Annotated in this window: 18 protein-coding genes; 9 read left to right on the top strand and 9 right to left on the bottom strand. The window is 67.9% G+C overall.

The annotated features are described in order from the left end of the window. Positions 1–128 precede the first annotated feature (128 nt). Genes purF through CDO44_RS08055 form a run of 6 tightly spaced genes read right to left on the bottom strand, consistent with a single transcriptional unit; the run spans position 129 to position 6,994 of the window. Positions 129–1,646 carry an amidophosphoribosyltransferase gene (gene purF, locus CDO44_RS08080; RefSeq protein WP_087779714.1) on the bottom strand — a complete coding sequence of 506 codons (1,518 nt, stop codon included), beginning with the start codon at positions 1,644–1,646 and terminating at the stop codon, positions 129–131. Positions 1,647–1,672: 26 nt separating this feature from the next. Beyond that, positions 1,673–2,161, bottom strand: a complete 489-nt coding sequence (locus tag CDO44_RS08075) for a CvpA family protein (protein WP_087779713.1) — start codon at positions 2,159–2,161, stop codon at positions 1,673–1,675. After that, a complete protein-coding gene (locus CDO44_RS08070; protein WP_087779712.1) occupies positions 2,158–2,943 on the bottom strand; it encodes an SPOR domain-containing protein in 786 nt (261 codons plus the stop codon). The genes CDO44_RS08075 and CDO44_RS08070 overlap by 4 nt, the downstream gene beginning before the upstream one ends. Before the next feature lie 58 nt (positions 2,944–3,001). Beyond that, positions 3,002–4,327 carry a bifunctional tetrahydrofolate synthase/dihydrofolate synthase gene (gene folC, locus CDO44_RS08065; protein ID WP_087779711.1) on the bottom strand — a complete coding sequence of 442 codons (1,326 nt, stop codon included), beginning with the start codon at positions 4,325–4,327 and terminating at the stop codon, positions 3,002–3,004. 28 nt (positions 4,328–4,355) lie between these two features. Further along, complete coding sequence (gene map, locus CDO44_RS08060) at positions 4,356–5,129, bottom strand: type I methionyl aminopeptidase (RefSeq protein ID WP_087779710.1); 774 nt, start codon at positions 5,127–5,129, stop codon at positions 4,356–4,358. A gap of 26 nt (positions 5,130–5,155) precedes the next feature. Continuing rightward, positions 5,156–6,994 carry a DUF2207 domain-containing protein gene (locus CDO44_RS08055; protein ID WP_087779709.1) on the bottom strand — a complete coding sequence of 613 codons (1,839 nt, stop codon included), beginning with the start codon at positions 6,992–6,994 and terminating at the stop codon, positions 5,156–5,158. A gap of 340 nt (positions 6,995–7,334) precedes the next feature. Here CDO44_RS08055 and CDO44_RS08050 point away from each other — a divergent pair, with 340 nt between their 5' ends. Together CDO44_RS08050 and CDO44_RS08045 are read left to right on the top strand one after the other, a co-directional pair. After that, on the top strand, positions 7,335–8,462 hold the full coding sequence (locus tag CDO44_RS08050) for an FAD-dependent monooxygenase (RefSeq protein WP_087779708.1): 1,128 nt from the start codon (positions 7,335–7,337) through the stop codon (positions 8,460–8,462). 6 nt (positions 8,463–8,468) lie between these two features. Further along, positions 8,469–9,275: an IclR family transcriptional regulator gene (locus tag CDO44_RS08045; protein WP_087779707.1), complete on the top strand. Its 807-nt coding sequence runs from the start codon at positions 8,469–8,471 to the stop codon at positions 9,273–9,275. 20 nt (positions 9,276–9,295) lie between these two features. Here CDO44_RS08045 and CDO44_RS08040 read toward each other — a convergent pair whose 3' ends face one another. Next, entirely contained in the window at positions 9,296–9,991 is a 696-nt protein-coding gene (locus CDO44_RS08040) for a GntR family transcriptional regulator (RefSeq protein ID WP_087779706.1), read from the bottom strand. A 146-nt stretch (positions 9,992–10,137) separates the two neighbouring features. Here CDO44_RS08040 and CDO44_RS08035 point away from each other — a divergent pair, with 146 nt between their 5' ends. The 3 genes from CDO44_RS08035 to CDO44_RS08025 all read left to right on the top strand — a co-directional run bounded on the left by CDO44_RS08035 (position 10,138) and on the right by CDO44_RS08025 (position 12,511). Beyond that, entirely contained in the window at positions 10,138–10,587 is a 450-nt protein-coding gene (locus tag CDO44_RS08035; RefSeq protein WP_087779705.1) for a carboxymuconolactone decarboxylase family protein, read from the top strand. Between the two features lie 17 nt (positions 10,588–10,604). Further along, complete coding sequence (locus tag CDO44_RS08030; protein ID WP_087779704.1) at positions 10,605–11,486, top strand: amidohydrolase; 882 nt, start codon at positions 10,605–10,607, stop codon at positions 11,484–11,486. Between the two features lie 62 nt (positions 11,487–11,548). Next, the gene (locus tag CDO44_RS08025) at positions 11,549–12,511 is read left to right on the top strand and encodes a tripartite tricarboxylate transporter substrate binding protein (protein WP_087779703.1); all 963 of its coding nucleotides are present in this window, start codon (positions 11,549–11,551) and stop codon (positions 12,509–12,511) included. A gap of 31 nt (positions 12,512–12,542) precedes the next feature. Here CDO44_RS08025 and CDO44_RS08020 read toward each other — a convergent pair whose 3' ends face one another. Together CDO44_RS08020 and gor are read right to left on the bottom strand one after the other, a co-directional pair. Then, the gene (locus CDO44_RS08020; RefSeq protein WP_087779879.1) at positions 12,543–13,394 is read right to left on the bottom strand and encodes a 3-keto-5-aminohexanoate cleavage protein; all 852 of its coding nucleotides are present in this window, start codon (positions 13,392–13,394) and stop codon (positions 12,543–12,545) included. A 10-nt stretch (positions 13,395–13,404) separates the two neighbouring features. Next, on the bottom strand, positions 13,405–14,760 hold the full coding sequence (gor, locus tag CDO44_RS08015) for a glutathione-disulfide reductase (RefSeq protein ID WP_087779702.1): 1,356 nt from the start codon (positions 14,758–14,760) through the stop codon (positions 13,405–13,407). Between the two features lie 83 nt (positions 14,761–14,843). Between gor and CDO44_RS08010 the strand changes: the two genes are divergently transcribed. The 4 genes from CDO44_RS08010 (at position 14,844) to CDO44_RS07995 (ending at position 18,357) form a co-directional block, all read left to right on the top strand. Further along, the gene (locus tag CDO44_RS08010) at positions 14,844–15,476 is read left to right on the top strand and encodes a class I SAM-dependent methyltransferase (RefSeq protein WP_144389494.1); all 633 of its coding nucleotides are present in this window, start codon (positions 14,844–14,846) and stop codon (positions 15,474–15,476) included. 35 nt (positions 15,477–15,511) lie between these two features. Then, a complete protein-coding gene (locus CDO44_RS08005) occupies positions 15,512–16,633 on the top strand; it encodes a class I SAM-dependent methyltransferase (RefSeq protein WP_144389488.1) in 1,122 nt (373 codons plus the stop codon). A 56-nt stretch (positions 16,634–16,689) separates the two neighbouring features. Further along, complete coding sequence (locus tag CDO44_RS08000; RefSeq protein WP_087779700.1) at positions 16,690–16,992, top strand: Dabb family protein; 303 nt, start codon at positions 16,690–16,692, stop codon at positions 16,990–16,992. A gap of 135 nt (positions 16,993–17,127) precedes the next feature. After that, positions 17,128–18,357: a vWA domain-containing protein gene (locus tag CDO44_RS07995; RefSeq protein WP_087779699.1), complete on the top strand. Its 1,230-nt coding sequence runs from the start codon at positions 17,128–17,130 to the stop codon at positions 18,355–18,357. Positions 18,358–18,415: the final 58 nt, after the last annotated feature.

Raw genomic sequence — 18,415 nt, 5'->3', positions numbered from 1 at the left:
TTATATCCGGGCGACACGGCCGGCGAACGCGCATCGCGATCAATCGGACGAGCCCGCGACTCGCCAGGAAAAACCAAGGCGCGCACCTCCCGGTACGCGCCTTCGGGGCCGTGCCGATCCGGGGAGGATCAGGCGTCGTTGGCGGCGTAGCCCATGTTGACCCGCAATCCACCCGCGCCGTCCTTGTCGCGGTTGTTGCGCATGCGCTCGATATGGTCCAGGTACTCGGGCGTGATGTCGCCGGTCACGTAATGGCCGTCGAAGCACGAGGTCTCGAACTGGGTCAGGTTGGGGTTCATGTCGGTCACCGCCTGCCGCATGGCGGCCAGGTCCTGGTAGACCAGCGCGTCGGCGCCGATGACCCGGGCGATTTCCTCGTCCGTGCGTCCATGCGCGATCAGCTCGCTGCGCGTGGGCATGTCGATGCCGTACACGTTGGGGAAACGCACCGGAGGCGCCGCCGACGCGAAAAACACCTTGTTGGCGCCCGCGGCGCGCGCCATGTCGACGATCTCGCCGCTGGTGGTGCCGCGGACGATGGAGTCGTCGACGATCAGCACGTTCTTGCCCTTGAACTCCTCGCTCATGGCGTTGAGCTTCTGGCGCACCGATTTCTTGCGCACCGCCTGGCCTGGCATGATGAAGGTACGGCCGACGTAGCGGTTCTTGATGAAGCCTTCCCGGTAGTCGAGATTCAGCCGGGCTGCCAGTTGCATGGCGGCGGGCCGGGCCGAATCCGGAATCGGCATGACCACGTCGACCTCGCCCAGCCGCAGGTTGCGGGCAACCTTGTCGGCCAGGTATTCCCCCATGCGCAGGCGCGATCCGTAGACCGAGACGCCATCCATCAGCGAATCCGGACGGGCGAAGTACACGTACTCGAAGATGCACGGGCTCAACTGGGGGTTGTCGGCGCACTGGCGCGAGGCAAACCGGCCGTCGAGGTCGATGAAGATGGCCTCCCCGGGCGCGACGTCGCGTTCCAGCTTGAACCCCATGCCTTCCAGCGTGACCGATTCGGACGCCACCATCCATTCCACGCCGGCGTCGGTCTCGACCTTGCCCAGGCACAGCGGACGGATGCCGTACGGGTCGCGGAAGGCCAGCATGCCGTAGCCGGCGATCTCGGCCACCACGGCATACGCGCCGCGCACCCGGCGATGCACCGCAGACACCGCCTTGAAAATGGCGTCCTCGTCCAGCGACACCCCGTTCGACGAACGCTGCAGCTCATGCGCCAGCACATTGAGCAGCACTTCCGAATCGGAATTGGTGTTCATGTGGCGGCGATCGACGCGGAACAGCTCCTCGCGCAGCGACTCCCAGTTGGTCAGGTTGCCGTTGTGGGCGAAGGTGATGCCGAAAGGCGCATTGACGTAGAAAGGCTGGGCCTCTTCCGCGCTGGAGCTGGAGCCGGCGGTGGGATAGCGCACCTGGCCGATGCCCGAGTTGCCGGGCAGCGAACGCATGTTGCGCGTACGGAACACGTCGCGCACCAGGCCATGCGCCTTGAACATATTGAACGTATTGCCCTGCGACGTGGCAATGCCCGCCGCGTCCTGGCCGCGATGCTGCAGCAGAAGCAGGCTGTCGTAGAGCAACTGATTAACCGGCGCGTGCGAGACGACACCGACGATTCCACACATGAGAGCCTCTTATCAAGAGCACAAACTTAATAGCGGATCCAGTCCGCGAACTGTTCCGGCAAGTACGGCTTGACCGCCCGCGCGCCTGCCTCGGCATAGGGCGACAGCGCCGCCTCGGTCCACCACGGCTCCTTGGGCAAGGGCGTGAACCCCGCCGCCACCACCAGGACGAGCACGATCACCACGCCCCGCACCAGGCCGAACACCGCGCCCATGCCCCGGTCGGCCAGCGACAGGCCGGTAGCCTTGATCAGCAGCCCGAGGGCAAGATTGACGATGCCTACCGCGAGCAGCACCGCGATGAACACGCCTGCGTACGCCACCGCTGCCCGCAGGCCGGGATTATCGATGTATCCGGCCAGCCACTCGTGGGCGACGGGACCGTATCGGACTGCGCCCGCAAAGGCCGCCACGTACGCGATCAGCGACAGCACCTCCTTGACGAGCCCGCGAAAGAGGCCGATCACCACCGACGCCCCCAGGATCAGCAAGACGCCGTAATCGAAATTGGTCACAGCGGCACGATGGAACTGCTGAAACCGGCCGAGGTGATACGTGAACGGGCGGCATCGGCGGCCTCGCGCGAGGCAAAGGGACCGACCCGCACGCGGAACACGTCGCCCTTGCCGGTCTTGACGCGCTCGGTAAAGCTCTTGATGCCCGCGGCGTTCAACCGGTCGCGCATGTCATTGGCGCGCTCTTCCGTGGAAAACGCGGCGATCTGCACCGCGAAGCTGCCCTTGCTCTCGGGCTTGGGCGCCGCCGCGGCGGGGCTGTTGCCTTCCAGCAAGGCCCGCGCCCGCGCGGCCTCGGCGCGGGCGGCTTCGCTGGGCGCAGGACGCGTTGGCGCAGCCGTTGCCGGCGGCGGGGTCGCCGGCTTGGGCGGCTCCGGTTGGACCGGCGGCGGCTTGGGAGGTTCAGGCCTGGTTTCGGGCTTGGGTTCAGGCTTGGCCGGTTCCGAAGCAGGCGCCGGAGCCGGGGCCGTGCTGGCGAGGGGTTTGTCGGCAGCGGGCGCGGTCTCGGGTTCGGGCGCCCTCGCAACCGGTTCGGGCGCTGCGTTGCGATCCGGAATCTGGATGGGGATGTCGTCGGGCAGTAGCGGCGGCTCGGAATCGAGCACCATCGGCAGCACGACGATCGCCGCCAGGACCAGGGCAATGGCGCCGACGAGTCGGCGGCGGGCCCGGCGGCGCGCTTCCTGTGCGGGATCCTGCGATTCGCTTCCGGCTGCGTAGCCGGCGCGGCTGGATTTGGCCGTGGTGGTGGCCGCCTTCTTCTTGCGCTCGAGCAATCCCATTGATACGTCCGGCTGAAACACGCGGCGGTGTCGTGCGTCGCCCCTGCAAGGGCCGGGCTCAGCCCGCGCGGGCGGCCTTGGCCGCGCGCATGGACGCCAATACGCCCGCCACGGTAAGGAAAGATCCGAAGACTAGGATTCTATCACCCTCGCCCGCTCTTCCTTGCGCCGCGGCAAAGGCCGCCGCCGGGTCGGCATGGGCCTGGACGGAGGACTCCTTGTCCTCTTTGACGCCATGCGCGCGCAGGCGGGCCGCCAGCGCCTCGCCGCTCAATCCGCGCGGTCCCGGCAACCCGGCGCAATGCCAATGGTCGACGCGGTCGCCCAGCTTGGCGATGACGCCGTCGATATCTTTGTCGTTCAGCATTCCGAACACCGCATGGGTGTAGGGATGGAAGCCCATGTTGTCGAGATTGTCGGCCAGCACCGCCGCCGCGTGGGGGTTGTGCGCCACGTCCAGGATGACCGTGGGCCGGCCCGGCAGGATCTGGAAACGCCCGGGCAGCTGCACCTGCAGCAGCCCCAGGCGCACCGCCTGCTGCGGCACCGGCAGCCGCTCGCGCAGCGCCTCGAGGGCCGCGAGCGCGGCCGAGGCGTTCAGGAGCTGGTTGGCGCCGCGCAGCGCGGGGTAGGCCAGCGCATTGCGGCGCTGGCCGCGGCCGCCGTAGCTCCACTGCTGCTTGTCGCCCGAGTAGTTGTAGTCGCGCCCGAAACGCCAGAGATCCGCGCCGATGCTGGCGGCATGGTCGAGCAGCGATTGCGGCGGTACGGGGTCGGCGCAGATGGCGGGCTTGCCGGCGCGGTAGATGTGGGCTTTTTCCCAGCCGATCTTCTCCCGGTCGTTGCCCAGCCACTCGACGTGGTCCAGGTCCACGCTGGTCACGATGGCGCAGTCGGCGTCCACGATGTTGACCGCGTCGAGCCGGCCGCCCAGCCCCACTTCGAGGATCGCCACGTCGAGCCCCGAGCGGGCGAACAGCCGGAGGATGGCGAGCGTGGTCAGCTCGAAATACGTCAGCGAGATGTCGCCGCGCGCTTCGTCCACCGCGGCGAACTGTTCGGTCAGCGCGGCGTCGCTTGCCGGTTCGCCGTTGATGCGCGCCCGCTCGTTGAAGTCGAGCAGGTGCGGCGAGGTGTACAGGCCGACCTTGTAGCCCGCTGCCAGGAGTATCGACTCGAGCATGGCGCAGGTCGAGCCTTTGCCATTGGTGCCGCCCACCACGATGGTGACGGCGTCGAGCTCGAGCCCGAGACGCTGCGCCACCGTGCGCACCCGTTCCAGGCCCATGTCGATGGGACGGCCATGGATGGATTCCAGGTAGGTCAGCCATTGCGCCAGCGGGCTGTGCGCATCGGGGCGGGAAACGGGAGCGGAGGACGGCATGGAAACGACCGGAAAGGCAAAACCGTAACTATAGAACGCCCTTGGTCGGCCAGGCGGTGAGGATGTCGTAGCCGTCGTCGGTCACGGCCACCATGTGTTCCCATTGCGCGGACCAGGATCCGTCCACCGTCACCACGGTCCAGTCGTCGTCGAGCACCTTGACCTCGTGGCGGCCGGCATTGAGCATGGGTTCGATGGTGAATACCATCCCTTTCTTGAGCCGAAGCCCGGTGCCGGGCCTGCCGTAATGCAGGACCTGCGGCGCCTCGTGGTACTTGCGGCCGATGCCGTGGCCGCAGAAATCGCGCACCACCGAAAAGCCCGCGTCCTCGGCGTAGGTCTGGATGGCCGCGCCCACGTCGCCCAGCGTCGCCCCCGGCCGCACCGCGGCGATGCCGCGCAGCATGCTTTCCAGCGTGACGTTGACCAGGCGCTCGGCCTCGTGCGAAGGCTTGCCGGCGAAGTACATGCGGCTGGTGTCGCCGTGCCAGCCATCCTTGATGACGGTGACGTCGATGTTGATGATGTCCCCGTCGCGCAGTACGTCCTCGGGCTTGGGGATGCCGTGGCAGACGACGCCGTTGATGGACGTGCACAATGTCTTGGGAAAGCCGTGGTAGCCGACATTGGCCGGAATGGCCTTCTGCACCTTGGTGATGTATTCGTGGCAGCGGCGGTCCAGCTCTTCGGTGGAGACGCCGGGCTGCACGTACTCGCCTATCATCTCCAGGACCTCGGCCGCCATGCCGCCCGCAACGCGCATCGCTTCGACTTCTTGCGGGGACTTGATGGTAATTGCCATGCGGGGGACTCCGTGTTTATCCGATTTTACCGCCGGCCTTCGCCGGTCTCCGCGGAGGAGGCCGCGCGCGGGCCGCGCACGGGTGCCGCCCTGGCCGCCCAGCGGTCCAAAGACGCCATGACGGCGTGCGGCCGGGTCAGCACGTCGTACACCCCACCATAGCGGGCCTGCATGTCGGCCAGGGCCGCAGGCGCCGCGCCGCGCGCCTGCGCGTGCGCCGCCGACCAGCGTCGCGCCACGCCCAGCGCCAGCGCGTAAGGCAGATAGCGTTCGTAGCGGGCGAGCGCGGACTCGGCGTCGAGCGGCGCCGACGCCGCCGAGGGATGCGCCAGGAACCGCCGGAAGCCGTCGATCTGAACGCGCAGCGCCCGGCCTTGCGCGGTATAGCCCTTCAGGCCCGGAAAACCCGCGCACACCACCGGCAAGAGGATCAGCGGAGCCAGGCCGGCCAGCAAGAGCGGCAACGACTCCGCGTGCGTCACCAGCACCGCCAGGCCGCCTGCCAGGCACAACAGCGCGAGCGCGCCCAGCACCACCCTGCTGACAAAGCTCGTGGCGCCCGCGCGCCACTGCGCATGGACGGCGCACCAGGCCGGCACCGCGGGCAGCGGCAGCAAGATGCCCCATGCTGTCCATGCGAGCAGGCTGCCCTCGCGGATGATGGCCAGCCCCACCAGGGCCACGGTCATGGCGATCCAGAGATAGAACGCCTTGCGGGCGCGTTCGCCGTAGGTGACGAAAAGGCTGCGCGCATAGGCTTCGTCCAGCCATTGCCGCTGGTCGCGCAGGGCTTCGTCGTAACAGCGCCGGTAGAGGCCGTCGAGCCGCAGCAGCGTCCGCCCTCCGGCGAAGAATCGGCCCAGCATCCCGTTGAGCAGCGGATCGTGGCGGGCATCGCCGCCAGTCTGGTTGGGCAGACGCTCGAGATAGCGGCCGTCGGCCTGCACCCGCAGCCGCACCGACCGCCGCGCCAGCAATTCCATCATGCCGGACAGGAATGCCCAGCGGTCATAGCCCTTGCGGTACACATAGCGCAGTGCCGGCGCCGACAGGCCCTCCGGCGGCTCGGTGAGCGGAGTCTTGCCGCGCCGGCTCCATCCGCCGGCTTGCAGCCAGGCCACCAGGTAATACAGGAGAAGGCATCCGGCGCCCAGGCCGCCCACCCAGAGCTCCGCCCGGTCTTGCACGCCGTGCCACCATGTCATGACCGGCCCTGGCCGCGAGACCTGCCCCGCCGGCCAGGCCAGCTCCACCGCCATGGACTCGCCGGGCGCCAGGACCCGTGTGGAAACGAATACAGCGCGTCCCGGCTCCCGCTCCTGCAGCCGGCCGGACGCCTCGCGCTGCCCCGCCACGGCCGCGTCCTGGATGGGCGCCTCGCCGGGCAACACGATGCGCACGCGCACCTTGTCGATGGGCAAGGCCCATTCCCTGCCCGTGACGTCCCACACGAGCCGGTCCTGTCCGCCCGCCGCCCGGAGCTGGCGGGTGACGCGATAGGTCAACGTGTACTGGTACTCACCGGGACGGAAGACGACATCCTTGCGGCCGGTGGTCACGCGCACGCCGTCCCGGAGCCGGGACAGCTCGAAAGGCTCGGCCCGGCCGTCGCGCCGCACCGAGACGACGTCGAAGCCGGCCGTGGTCCGGGTGCCGTCGTCGCGCCGGTAAAGATGGGCGAAATCGCGTTGCAGGCCATGCCGGATCTGCTTGCCCTCGGAACGCACACGCAGGTTCTCGGTGACGAGCAGGTCGCCGCTGCGTTCCACCTTGATGTCGCTGAAAAATTCGAGGATGCGCTCGTCGGCCCGCGCCTGTCCGGTCAGGGCGAGCAGCCAGCACACGGCCAGCAGCCAGACTCTCATGTCCCGCCCCGTCAAAGCGGCGGGAGGCGGCGAAGCGCTCGCGCGATCGACGGCCGCGCCTCGCGGCCGGCCGTCCGGGAAGGATGGAAGACACGGGCCGCCCGGGCCCCCAGATGCGATGCGCTATCAGACATGACACCAGCCTTGTTTTGGCAGGACTGTACCATCGGCCGCGCGCGCCGGCCGGAGGGCTCGTCTCAAGTTGTTTCCAGGTCACAAGCCCCCGCTGGTCCCGGCTTCGCCCGGCGTTTACCCCATTGACAGGCTTTTCCCGCTTGCCTAGAATTTTTTGAACTAATCGTTCATTTATGTACAATCCAGTACGGCACAGGAGAACCTCATGGCATCGCCCCTCATCGGTATCAGCGGCGCAGGCATAGGCGGGCTGGCGGCGGCGATCGCCCTGCGCAAGCTCGGCGTGGAATCCGTAGTCTTCGAACAGGCCCCGCGCTTCGCTCGGGTCGGCGCCGACATCAACCTCACCCCCAATGCCGTACTGGCGCTCGACGGCCTGGGCGTGGGCGACGAACTGCGCAAGACCGCCGCCCGCCCCACCCACCGCATCAGCCGCACCTGGGATACCGGCGAGGAAACCTCCCGCCTGGAGATGTCCCAGGCCGCCGAAACACGCTATGGCGCACCCCAGCTCACCATGCACCGGGCGGACCTGCTCAGCGCGCTCGAACAGGCCGTGCCCGCAGACACCATTCATCTAGGCAAACGCACGACGGGCATAGAAGAAGGCGCCGACGGCATTACCGTGCGCTTCGAGGACGGCAGCTCCCGCCGGGTGGATGTCCTGGTGGGTGCCGACGGCATCCATTCCACGGTGCGCAAATACCTGCTGGGCGACGAATATCCCGAATTCACCGGCGTGGTGGCCTATCGGGCGGTGGTCCCGGCGTCCAGGCTGGAAGGCGTGCCCAACCTCGGCGCATTCACCAAGTGGTGGGGCCCCAACCCCGAGACCCAGATCGTCACCTTCCCGCTCAACCTCGGCCGCGACATCTTCATCTTCGCCACCACTCCGCAGGACAGCTGGCGCCACGAGTCCTGGACCATGCCTGGCAGCGTCGAGGAATTGCGGGCCTCCTACGCCGGCTTCCACCCCGAGGCGCGGGCGCTGCTCGACGCCTGCGACGAGGTGCTGAAATCCGCGCTCTATGTACGCGACCCGCTGCCTTCCTGGTCGCGCGGCAACATCACGCTGCTGGGCGACGCCTGTCATCCGATGATGCCCTTCATGGCGCAAGGCGCCGGCATGGCGATCGAGGACGGCATCGTGCTGGCCCGTCATCTGGCGGCCTCCCCCCAGGCTCCGGCCGAGGCCCTGCGGCGCTACGAGGCCGCCCGCCGCGAGCGCACCGCCAGGATCCAGATCGGTTCGCGCGGCAATAACTGGCTCAAGGAAGGCGGCAACGCCGACTGGGTGTACGAATACAATGCCTGGAGCGTGCCCCTGGTCTGAACCTCCATGTCCTTTTCCGCCGAAGCCCTCGATGACGAGCCGTCCGCCAAGACCGGCCCGCTGGTGTCGCCCGTGCTGCGGGCTTTCCGCCTGCTGCGCTACGTGGTCGAAGGCGGCAGCACGTCGAACCTGAGCGAGGTCGGCCGGAGCATAGACGTCAATCGCGTCACAGTGATGCGGCTGATCGCCACCCTCGAGCACGAAGGCGTGCTCGAAGCCCTGCCGCAAGGCGGCCACCGGATCGGCCTGGCCTTCCTCAAACTGGCCACGGCGGCCACCGCGGCCAACGACATGCTGGACCTGGGCCGGCGCGTACTGTCGAACGTGCGGGGCCAGTTGAATGTCTCGGCGTATCTGGCCGCGCTGGACGCCGGCCATGTGGTGTACTTGCTGCGCGACATGCCAGAGGCGGGCTTGGTTAGCAGCGTGAAGGTCGGCAGCCGGGTCGCGGCCCACCTCACCACCCCGGGCCGCGTCCTGCTGGCATGGCAGCCGCGCGCCACGCTGGACGCCCTCTTGACGGACGAACCGCTTGCCGCCGCCGATGCCGGCAAGCTGGAACGCCAGCTCGCGGCCGATCGCGAACACGGCTGCGCATGGAGCTTTTCCGGCTTCGAACAAGGCATCAACTCGTGCGCCGCGCCGGTATTCGGCGGACTCGGCGAGGCGGTGGCCGCCATCAGCGTGGCCGGGCCCGAAACGGCATTCGGCGCAGACCAGGCCTCGCGATCCCGCACCGAGCGGGTCGTCCTGCAGGCCGCGCGCGACCTATCCCTGCTCCTGGGCTGCCGCGACTATCCGCCGGCCGGTTGAGAGGCGCCGGCGCGCCTCGGTCAGCGCTTCCCGGCCGCCTCGGGCAGCACACTCAGAAGATTCGCGCCCGTGCGCGACAAATGCTGCCGCAGGATCTCGCATGCCCGTTCAGCATCCCGGTCGAGCGCCGCCTTGAAGATCGCCTCGTGCTCGGCCGGCACGTTGCGGTCGGGCGAATTGCTCGCCAGGAACAGCCGCCGGTAGCGATCGCCCAGGTCGTGAAGCGTATTGCAAAAGCGCAATAGCAGCGGCATGCCACAGGCCGAGAACAAAGTAATGTGGAAAGCGCGATGCGCCTTCTCCCAGGCGGGTAGCTTGTCGCCGCTGCGGTCGGCGGCCTCAAGCCGGCTCAGCCGATGGTAGGTCGCCACCAGGGCATCCTCCCACCGTTCGTCGCCGCGCTTGATCGACTCGGCCAGCGCCATGACTTCCAGATTCATCCTCAGCGCGGTGACCTCGCGAAAATCGTCCGCGGATACCGGCGCCACGCGGTAGCCCTTCTTGTCCGTGGTCACCACCAGGCCGTCGGATACCAGGCGCGTCAAGGCTTCGCGCAGCGGGCTGAGGCTGACGTCGTACTGCTCGCGCAGCTCGTCCAGCCGCAACTTGCTGCCCGGCAATAGCGTTCCCCCGAGGATCGAGCCGCGCAGCGCCTCCACCAGGGTGGTCGAAAGCGTCGGGCCGCTGGCCGGGGTCGTATCGGTAAGTGTGGTCATGCTGAAACTCGGAAAAAAGAAGGCGCGAGCGCGCACGCGTCATTCTAGCCGTTTCTTCGTATCTTCATAAAAATAATCGACAAAAATAAAAAACTGCAGATTTAAAAAATAATCGATTACTATATTTAAATCGATAAGGAGACAGCATGACCTCTTCCCGCCCGGATCCCCAGTTTGTCCAAGATACATTCGGCCACTATTCCGACTCCGTCGCCAGCAAGGAAGAGCGGGCCCGCGGCTACCGCGAGATGGCGGGCTTCCTGCCTCCCCGCGTCCAGGCCCGTCTGGATGTCACCGGCGCATTGGATCCGCAGATGCTCGACCTGCAGGAAAAAGTCCGCGCCCATGCGCTCGATTCCGCCCATTTCGACGCCAAGCAGGTGCAGTTGCTGATCTTCGCCATGCTGGTGGCCGAACTGAGCGACGCGGCCATCATTCACGGGGTAGCCGCGCGCCGGGCCGGCGCCAGCTGGCAGGAACTCCAGTCCGTGGTGAACCTGGCCTACGTCTTCCGGGGCGTTTCGGCGGCCAACCGCGGCGCCGACATGCTGATACGCATCGCCGAACGCGAGCGGGAATTGGCCGCCCAGGCCTGATCCGGGAGGAGCCTGCCATGCAAGCCTGCCAAGGACCGGCCCGGGCCACGCGCAAGCCCGCCTTCATCGTGCCGCCCGGTTCGTGCGATTGCCACGCGCACATCTTCGGACCACGCCAGCGCTTCCCGTTCTCGCCGCACCGCAGCTATACGCCGGAAGACTGCACCGCCGACCAGTATCGCGACATGCTGGCCACGCTTGGCTTCGACCGGGGCGTGCTGGTCCAGGGAGGCGCGCACGGCACCGACAACACCGCCATGCTGGACGCCATGGAACGGCTGGGCCCCCGCATCAAGGGCATCGCCGTCCTCCCGCCGGGCACGCCGCTGCGCGAACGCGAGGCGCTCCATCTCAAGGGAGTACGCGGTTTTCGCATGTCGACGGTGGTCTCGGGCGGCGTCGGCTTCGATCAACTCGAAGCGCTGGCGGCCGAAGCGGAAGAAATGGGCTGGCACTTGCTGCTGCACTTCCATCGATCCGAGGAACTGGTGGCCGTGGCCGATCGGCTGCGCCGGCTGCGTTGCCATTATGTGCTGGACCACCTTGCCCGCATCCGCGCCGAAGAAGGCACGGCTTCGGCCGCTTTCGGCACGGTCCTGTCCCTGCTGGAAACGGATCGCTGCTGGATCAAGCTGGCCAGCCTGTATCGTTTGTCCGGCAAGCCCTATCCCCATGCCGACATGCTGCCCATGATCCATCGCGTCGTGGCCGCTCGGCCCGACCGCATGATCTGGGGCAGCAACTGGCCACACCCGATTCACACCGGTCCCATGCCCAACGACGGCGACCTGGTGGATCTCATTCCGCTGTGGGTGCCCGATGCCGGGCATCGGCGGCAATTGCTGGTCGACAACCCGCAGGCGCTCTACGGCTTCGACCGCCGCACCTTGCCGGGATGACCGGCGCCGGGCCGGCGCGTCGCGCGCCGCTCCCTCCCCATGACAAAATCCAGGAGACATCCATGCCGCTCAGCGCGCGCCCATTCATCGCCCTCGCCGTTCTTGCTGCCGCAGTTCCTGCTCACGCGGCCTATCCCGAAAAACCCATCACCTTCGTCGTGCCCTTCCCGCCCGGAGGCACGACCGACATCATCGCACGCTCATTGGCGGCCCGCCTCGGCGCGGAGCTGAAACAGACCGTGATCGTGGAAAACCGGCCCGGCGCCGGCGGCAACGTCGGCGCCCAAGGCGTGGCGCGCGCCCAGCCCGACGGCTATACGTTGCTGCTGTCGACCGCCGGCCCGCTCAGCATCAACCAGCATCTCTACAAGAACCCCGGCTACGATCCGGCCACCAGCTTCGCGCCGGTGGCACTGGTGGCAGCCGTTCCCATCATGCTGGTGGCCAATCCTTCGGCGCCGTTCAAGACGGCCGCGGAACTCATCGACTATGCCCGCAAACATCCCGACAAGCTCTCGTACGGATCGCAGGGCAACGGCACCACCAGCCACCTCACGATGGAATTGCTCAAGACGCAGGCGGGCGTCAGCATCCAGCACATTCCCTATCGGGGCAGCGCGCCGGCCGCGACCGACCTGATGGGCGGCGTGGTGCAGGTCATGTTCGACAACTCCCCCAGCACCCTGCCCTTCGTCAAGGCCGGCAAGATGCGCGCCTTGGGCGTGGCGTCGCCGAAGCGGGTCAAGGGCATGGACGACCTGCCTTCGCTTTCCGAGACGCTGCCGGGCTTTGCTTCCGAAGCGTGGTTCGGCCTCGTTGCGCCGGCGGCCACGCCCGCCGCTACGGTCGACATCCTGAACAAGGCGATCAACAGGATCCTGTCCAGCGCCGAGTACAGGCAAGAACTGGCCAACTCGGGCACGGAGCCCTTGGGTGGCACACCGGCGGATTTCGCCAAGTACCGGGACGCCGAAACCGCCAAATGGGGCAAGATCGTGCAAGCTGCCGGCATCAAGCTGGACTGAGGTCTCGCGGCTGGTACGCCGCGTCGCCCGGCTACTCGTCGCCGTGGAACCGGGCGCGTATCTGCCCCGCCGTGGCCAACGGACGCCCCAGCGCGGCCGCCACCTCGGCCACCTGGCGCACCAGCGCGGCATTGTCGGGGGCCAGCGATCCGTCGCGCAAATAGAGGTTGTTCTCGAACCCGACGCGAACGTGGCCGCCCAGCGCCGCGGCCGCCGCCGCGCACGCGTGCTCGTGCCGGCCGAACGCGCACATGGCCCAGGGATGGGCCTGATCGTAGGCGGCCAGGAAAGGCAGGAGATCGGAAGGCGAGGACATCTGGCCGGCGCTGTAGCGGCCGAGGACGAACAGCACGAACCAGGGCGCATCGGGCACGACGCCCTGGCGCCGGTAGTCCATCCAGCGTTCGATGTCGCCGGCGTCGTACAGGATGACCTGGGTCATCACCCGCTCGCGCGCCAGCCATGAGAACAGCGACGCCACCCGCGCGTCGGCCTGCGGGCCGAGCGCGATTTCGCGCAATCCCACCGATACGGCTTCGGGTCTGACCGCCATGACGGCAGCCACCTGCTCGTCGGGCGCATACACTCCCGCCGCCTCGGTCGTGATCTGGATCACCAGTTCATTGCCCACCGCCTGGCGGACCGCCCGCGTGGCGGCCATGTAGGCGTCGGGCTCCAGGCTGTGCGACTGGTCGGCCTTGCGCACATGCATGTGCAGCATGGCGGCACCGGCGTCCAGGCACCGTTTCGCGGTCTCGGCCAACTGGCCCGGCGTGACCGGTACCGCGGGATGATCGGTAGCCTTCTTGTAGGCGCCGTTGGGCGCGACGGTCAGGATCAGCGGCGCATCGAGGTCCGCCGGTACGAGTGCCGGTGCATGCATGTCCACCCCCTCAGGCGCCGACCGGTTCACGCATGGTGACGAACTCCTCGGCCGCGGTGGGATGCAGGCCTATGGTCTGGTCGAACTGCCGCTTCGTCGCGCCGCATTTCAGCGCGATCGCCAACCCCTGGATGATCTCGGGGCCGTCCGGACCCACCATGTGGCAGCCCACCACGCGGTCGCTCGCATCGTCCACCACCAGTTTCATCATGGTCTGCTCGTCGCGGCCGGTCAGCGTGTTCTTCATGGGACGGAACCTCGAGCGGTAGACGCGCACCTTGCCGTAGCGCTTGCGGGCATCCTCTTCGGACAGCCCCACTGTGGCCACCGGCGGCTGGCTGAAAACGGCGGCCGGAACGTTCTCGGCATCCGCCTGCATGGGATTGCGGTTGTAGAGGGTCTCGGCCAGCGCCCTGCCCTCGGCGATCGCCCAGGGAGTCAGGTTCAGGCGATCGGTCACGTCGCCCACCGCGTAGATGCCGGGAACGCTGGTCTGCGATTTCGCGTCCACCTTGACGGCGCCGCGCTCTCCCAGCTCCACGCCGCAGGCCTCCAGGCCGAGGCCGCGGGTATTGGGGGCACGGCCGGTTGCCATCAGGACCTGGTCCACCACCAGGATCTCGCCGTCGTCGATCTGCACGGCGATGCGGCCCTCGCGCCGGTTCAACGCGACCACCCTGGTATGCGGGCGGATGACGATGCCGCGCCGCTGCAGCGCATCGGCCATGGTCGAGCGGATGTCCTCGTCGAAGCCGCCAAGGATCTGGTCGCGCCGTATCGCCAACGTGACGTTGGCGCCCGCGCCGCGGAAGATGCCGGCGAACTCGAGGGCAATGTAGCCGCCGCCGACGATCAGCACGTCGTCGGGCCGCTTGTCGAGCGACAGGGCTTCGTTGGAGGTGATCGCCAGTTCGATGCCCGGGATGTCGGGCAGCATGGGATGGCCGCCGGTTGCGATCAGGATGCGCTCGGCGGTATGGCGCCGGCCCGCCACTTCCACCGTGTGCGGATCCACGAGCGTCGCGCGTCCTTCCAGCAGCGTCACGCCTGCCTGGTCCAGCATGCGGCGATAGACACCCTCCAGGCGATCGATCTCGCGGTTCTTGGCGGCCACCAGAGCGCCCCAGTCCAGGCTCGCGCCCTCCACGGTCCAGCCATAGCCGGCCGCGTCCTCGAAGGCGTCGGCGAACTGCGACCCGTACATCAGCAGCTTCTTGGGCACGCAGCCGCGGATCACGCAGGTGCCGCCCACGCGGCTGTCCTCGCAGATCGCCACGCGCGCCCCGTACGAGGCGGCGCGGCGCGAGCCGGCCACGCCGCCCGAACCGGCGCCAATAGTGATAAGGTCATAGTCGAACGCTGACATCAGGCACGTCTCCGGCAAGAGAATCATCGATACGTCGGCATGGATGATAACCCCGCATGGCAGACCCTGCCCGCACGACCACCATGAGCACACCGCATCCGGACACCTCGGTCCCCACCCTGGACTACTACGAGCGCAACGCGGCCTCTTTCTGGGAAGGCACGCGCGACCACGACGTGGCCCAGAACATCGGCGCGCTGCTGCGGCACATCGGCGCCCCCCCGCCGCTGTCCATCCTCGATTTCGGATGCGGCCCCGGGCGCGACCTGAAGACCTTCCGCGATCTCGGGCACGAAGCCATCGGGCTGGACGGCTCGGCCACCTTCGCCGCCATGGCCCGCGCGCACAGCGGATGCGAGGTATGGCAGCAGGACTTCCTCGGCCTGGACCTGCCGGCCTCGCGGTTCGACGGCATCTTCGCCAACGCGTCCCTGTTCCACGTGCCGAGCGCCGAGCTGCCGCGCGTGCTGGCGGCGCTGCACCGGACCCTCAAGCCGGCCGGCGTGCTGTTCTGCTCCAATCCTCGCGGCAACAACGAGGAAGGTTGGAATCGCGGCCGCTACGGCGTCTACCACGACCTGGCCCAATGGCGCAGATATCTGGATGCCGCCGGCTTCGACGAACTCGAGCATTACTACCGGCCGCCGGGGCTGCCGCGCGCCCAGCAGCCCTGGCTCGCCACCGTGTGGCGGCGGCGCGCCCCGGCAATCGGGTAGACTCGGCCCCCTTGCTGCCCAATCCTCTCCGCGCCGTGACCCCTGCCCTCGACACCCTGCATTGGAACGACCCCGAACCGCGCGAGGCGGCTTGGCTGTCGGCCGGTGGCCATCCTCCCCCCAAGCGCGTGGTGGAGGCGGACGACCGTACGCCTGCCGACCAGGCCTATCGCCTGGCTTGCGAGGGCACCGCGCTACTGTGGCGGGGCGACTTCCAGAATGCCCGGCAACTGCTGCAGGCCATGGCGCGACGCGTGGACCGCAAGCCGTTCAAACCGGGCGCCACGATCACCCAGACCTTCCACCTCTATCGCCAGGCGCAACTGCAGCGGGCGCGCGTGCTGGGCATGCTGCTGGTGCCGATGGCCGCGGATTTCGGCATTCCGCTGCGCCGCGCGCCCGACGTACGCCAGGCCTGCCGCGAAGCCTATGGCAGCCTCGGCCGCGACGCCGTGGTGTCGCTGCGCGAGCTGCAAGGCGTCATCGGCGCGCACGAATGGCGCAAGAAAGGCGTGCAGGTTCCTGCCCTGGACGCACGCATCCATCCGCACTACGGCGTGTTCTCGCCGGTAAGAGGCGAATACGTCGAGCTCGTGGCCCGGGCTCCTCTGCCGGGCGTGGATGCCGCCTTCGACATCGGCACCGGCACGGGCGTGCTGGCGGCCGTGCTCGCACGCCGCGGCGTGCGGCACATCGTCGCCACGGACGCCGATCCGCGCGCGCTGGCATGCGCGCGCGAAAACGTCGAGCGCCTCGGGCTGGCCGGCCGGATACAGGTCGAGCAAGCCGACCTGTATCCGCCAGGGCGCGCGCCGCTTGTGGTCTGCAATCCCCCCTGGGTACCGGGCCCCGCGCATGCCAGCCTCGACCGTGCGGTCTTCGATCCCGACAGCCGCATGCTGCGCGGTTTCCTGGCAGGACTCGCCGCGCACCTGGAGCCTGGCGGTGAAGGCTGGCTGATCCTCTCCGACCTCGCCGAGCACCTGGGGCTTCGTACCCGAGAGGAATTGCTCGGCCTGGTCGAGCGTGCCGGCCTGCGAGTCGTGGACCGCCTGGAAGCCCGGCCGCGGCATCCGAAGGCCCAGGCCGCATCCGATCCGCTGCACGCGGCGCGCGCCGCCGAGACCACGGCCCTGTGGCGGCTGGCCTTGCGATAAGCTCCTCGACAGACGAGCATCGCTTCCACCTTCTTCACCCTGCACCAAGGACTCCCATGATCAAGCACATCGCCATGTGGCGCCTCAAGCTCGACGAAGGCGAGACCCGCGAGTCGGCCTTTGCCGCCATCCGCTCGGCCATCGCGGCGCAACGCGGACGCATTCCGGGCCTGCTCGAATCCGAGGCCGGCCTGAACTTCAGCACGTCGAGCAAGGCGCTGGACGTCGCGGTGTATACGGTCTTTACCGACCGCGAGGCGCTCGCGGCCTATCACGCCCATCCGGTGCACATGGAGACCCGCGCCAAGGTGGACCGCTATCTCAGCGCCGGCTGCATGGTGGACTACGAAATCGGCTGAAGCCCAGGCAACGCGCATTGCCCCGCTGCGCTCACCTGACCGTTCGGCCTATCCCGTCGGCCTTGCCGTTAGGCATATTCATCAGCGTGTCATTCCTTCCTACCATTCCCTCGTTCGAACTCACGAGGGAGCACGATGATGAAACTGTTTTCGAGGCAATGGCTGATGACATTGCTGGTCGCGGGATTCCTCGCCGGTTGCGGCGGCGATGGCGCGGTCACCACGGGAAGCGGCACGGGAAATCCTGGGAATCCGGGCGGCGAGCCGGGGCCGCCCCCGCCGGACCCCTATGCGGACAGCACGGCCACCCCGCCCGCTCCGATCGCCAATCCCACTATCACGGCAGCCGCCACGATCTCGCCCAGGCCCGATGACAGCGGGCTGACCGAGATAAACATCGCCGGCTTTGCCGCGCCCACGGCCAAGACGCTTTCGGCGCGCCAGCTATCCATGCGCTCGGGGCCCAACAAGGCCGCCGCCACGCGTGCCAATCTGACGCGAGCCGCAGTGCCCGATCTCGAAGCCGACGACTTCGTCGTGGTGGAAAACGGCATCGTCAAAGGCCATACCGTGGTCCGCATCGGCGAGGACTCCTCGCGCGCCAAGGCCGACGTCGTATTCGTCTTCGACACGACGGCCAGCATGGGCAGCGCGCTATCCAGCGTCCAGTCCTCGATCGCCGAGTTCGTCGACTTCCTGGATGAGAGCGGGCTCGACGTGCAATTGGGCGCAGTGACCTTCGGCGATGCCTTCGATACGCGATCAGCCAATTCGGGCCGCATCGGCACGGGCAGCACGGCGCCGCCGGGCTTCGACCTCAATGAGCGCCAGGTCTTCGCGCCTACCGCCGACTTCGACAAGTTCAAGCAGTTCATTTCGGAAGAAGTGCCGGCTGGCGGCGGCGGGCTGCCGGAGAATGCGACTGGCGCGCTGCAGTTCGCGTTCGATACTACGCCATGGCGCAGCGGCGCCCAGCGCGTGCTGATCGTCGTCACGGATGTCACCTCGCACAACGCGGCCACCTACGGCAATGACAACATCAGCGGCCGCTGGATTCCGCCTTCCGCGGAAGACCTCATCGCCAAGCTCAAGGGCAAGGCCGTCGTGCACGTCGTTTCCCCCAAGATCGAGAACGCCGGCGCCAATACGGACATGAAGGTATTCGCCGGCACGGAAGGCACGGGCGGCGCCTACTTCGAATGGGACAGGAAAGTATTCAGCCTGGTCGACCTGCCCATTGCCGAGGTGGCTGCCGGCGGCTACGTCATTACCTACCGCAGCAAGAAGGACGGCAAGCCCAAGACCGTACGCGTGGTGATCGACAACGGCGCGGACATCCGGGGCGAAATCAAGCTGGAGTATTAGCCCCCCCTACGCGCTTACGCGCGCCCCCCAGGGGGCGGCGCTGGCGGACCGGCGGAGC

The sequence above is a fragment of the Pigmentiphaga sp. NML080357 genome (assembly GCF_002188465.1).
GTDB lineage: Bacteria > Pseudomonadota > Gammaproteobacteria > Burkholderiales > Burkholderiaceae_B > Pigmentiphaga.
Note: the sequence above shows the minus strand (reverse complement) of the source record. Positions and strands in the feature narration are given on the sequence as shown.

Bases quoted from the DNA above. Each gene is read 5' to 3' on its own strand.
- purF (WP_087779714.1), bottom strand. From the start codon at position 1,646: ATGTGTGGAATCGTCGGTGTCGTCTCGCACGCGCCGGTTAATCAGTTG.
- CDO44_RS08070 (WP_087779712.1), bottom strand. From the start codon at position 2,943: ATGGGATTGCTCGAGCGCAAGAAGAAGGCGGCCACCACCACGGCCAAA.
- folC (WP_087779711.1), bottom strand. From the start codon at position 4,327: ATGCCGTCCTCCGCTCCCGTTTCCCGCCCCGATGCGCACAGCCCGCTG.
- map (WP_087779710.1), bottom strand. From the start codon at position 5,129: ATGGCAATTACCATCAAGTCCCCGCAAGAAGTCGAAGCGATGCGCGTT.
- CDO44_RS08055 (WP_087779709.1), bottom strand. From the start codon at position 6,994: ATGAGAGTCTGGCTGCTGGCCGTGTGCTGGCTGCTCGCCCTGACCGGA.
- CDO44_RS08050 (WP_087779708.1), top strand. From the start codon at position 7,335: ATGGCATCGCCCCTCATCGGTATCAGCGGCGCAGGCATAGGCGGGCTG.
- CDO44_RS08045 (WP_087779707.1), top strand. From the start codon at position 8,469: ATGTCCTTTTCCGCCGAAGCCCTCGATGACGAGCCGTCCGCCAAGACC.
- CDO44_RS08040 (WP_087779706.1), bottom strand. From the start codon at position 9,991: ATGACCACACTTACCGATACGACCCCGGCCAGCGGCCCGACGCTTTCG.
- CDO44_RS08035 (WP_087779705.1), top strand. From the start codon at position 10,138: ATGACCTCTTCCCGCCCGGATCCCCAGTTTGTCCAAGATACATTCGGC.
- CDO44_RS08030 (WP_087779704.1), top strand. From the start codon at position 10,605: ATGCAAGCCTGCCAAGGACCGGCCCGGGCCACGCGCAAGCCCGCCTTC.
- CDO44_RS08025 (WP_087779703.1), top strand. From the start codon at position 11,549: ATGCCGCTCAGCGCGCGCCCATTCATCGCCCTCGCCGTTCTTGCTGCC.
- CDO44_RS08020 (WP_087779879.1), bottom strand. From the start codon at position 13,394: ATGCATGCACCGGCACTCGTACCGGCGGACCTCGATGCGCCGCTGATC.
- gor (WP_087779702.1), bottom strand. From the start codon at position 14,760: ATGTCAGCGTTCGACTATGACCTTATCACTATTGGCGCCGGTTCGGGC.
- CDO44_RS08010 (WP_144389494.1), top strand. From the start codon at position 14,844: ATGAGCACACCGCATCCGGACACCTCGGTCCCCACCCTGGACTACTAC.
- CDO44_RS08000 (WP_087779700.1), top strand. From the start codon at position 16,690: ATGATCAAGCACATCGCCATGTGGCGCCTCAAGCTCGACGAAGGCGAG.
- CDO44_RS07995 (WP_087779699.1), top strand. From the start codon at position 17,128: ATGATGAAACTGTTTTCGAGGCAATGGCTGATGACATTGCTGGTCGCG.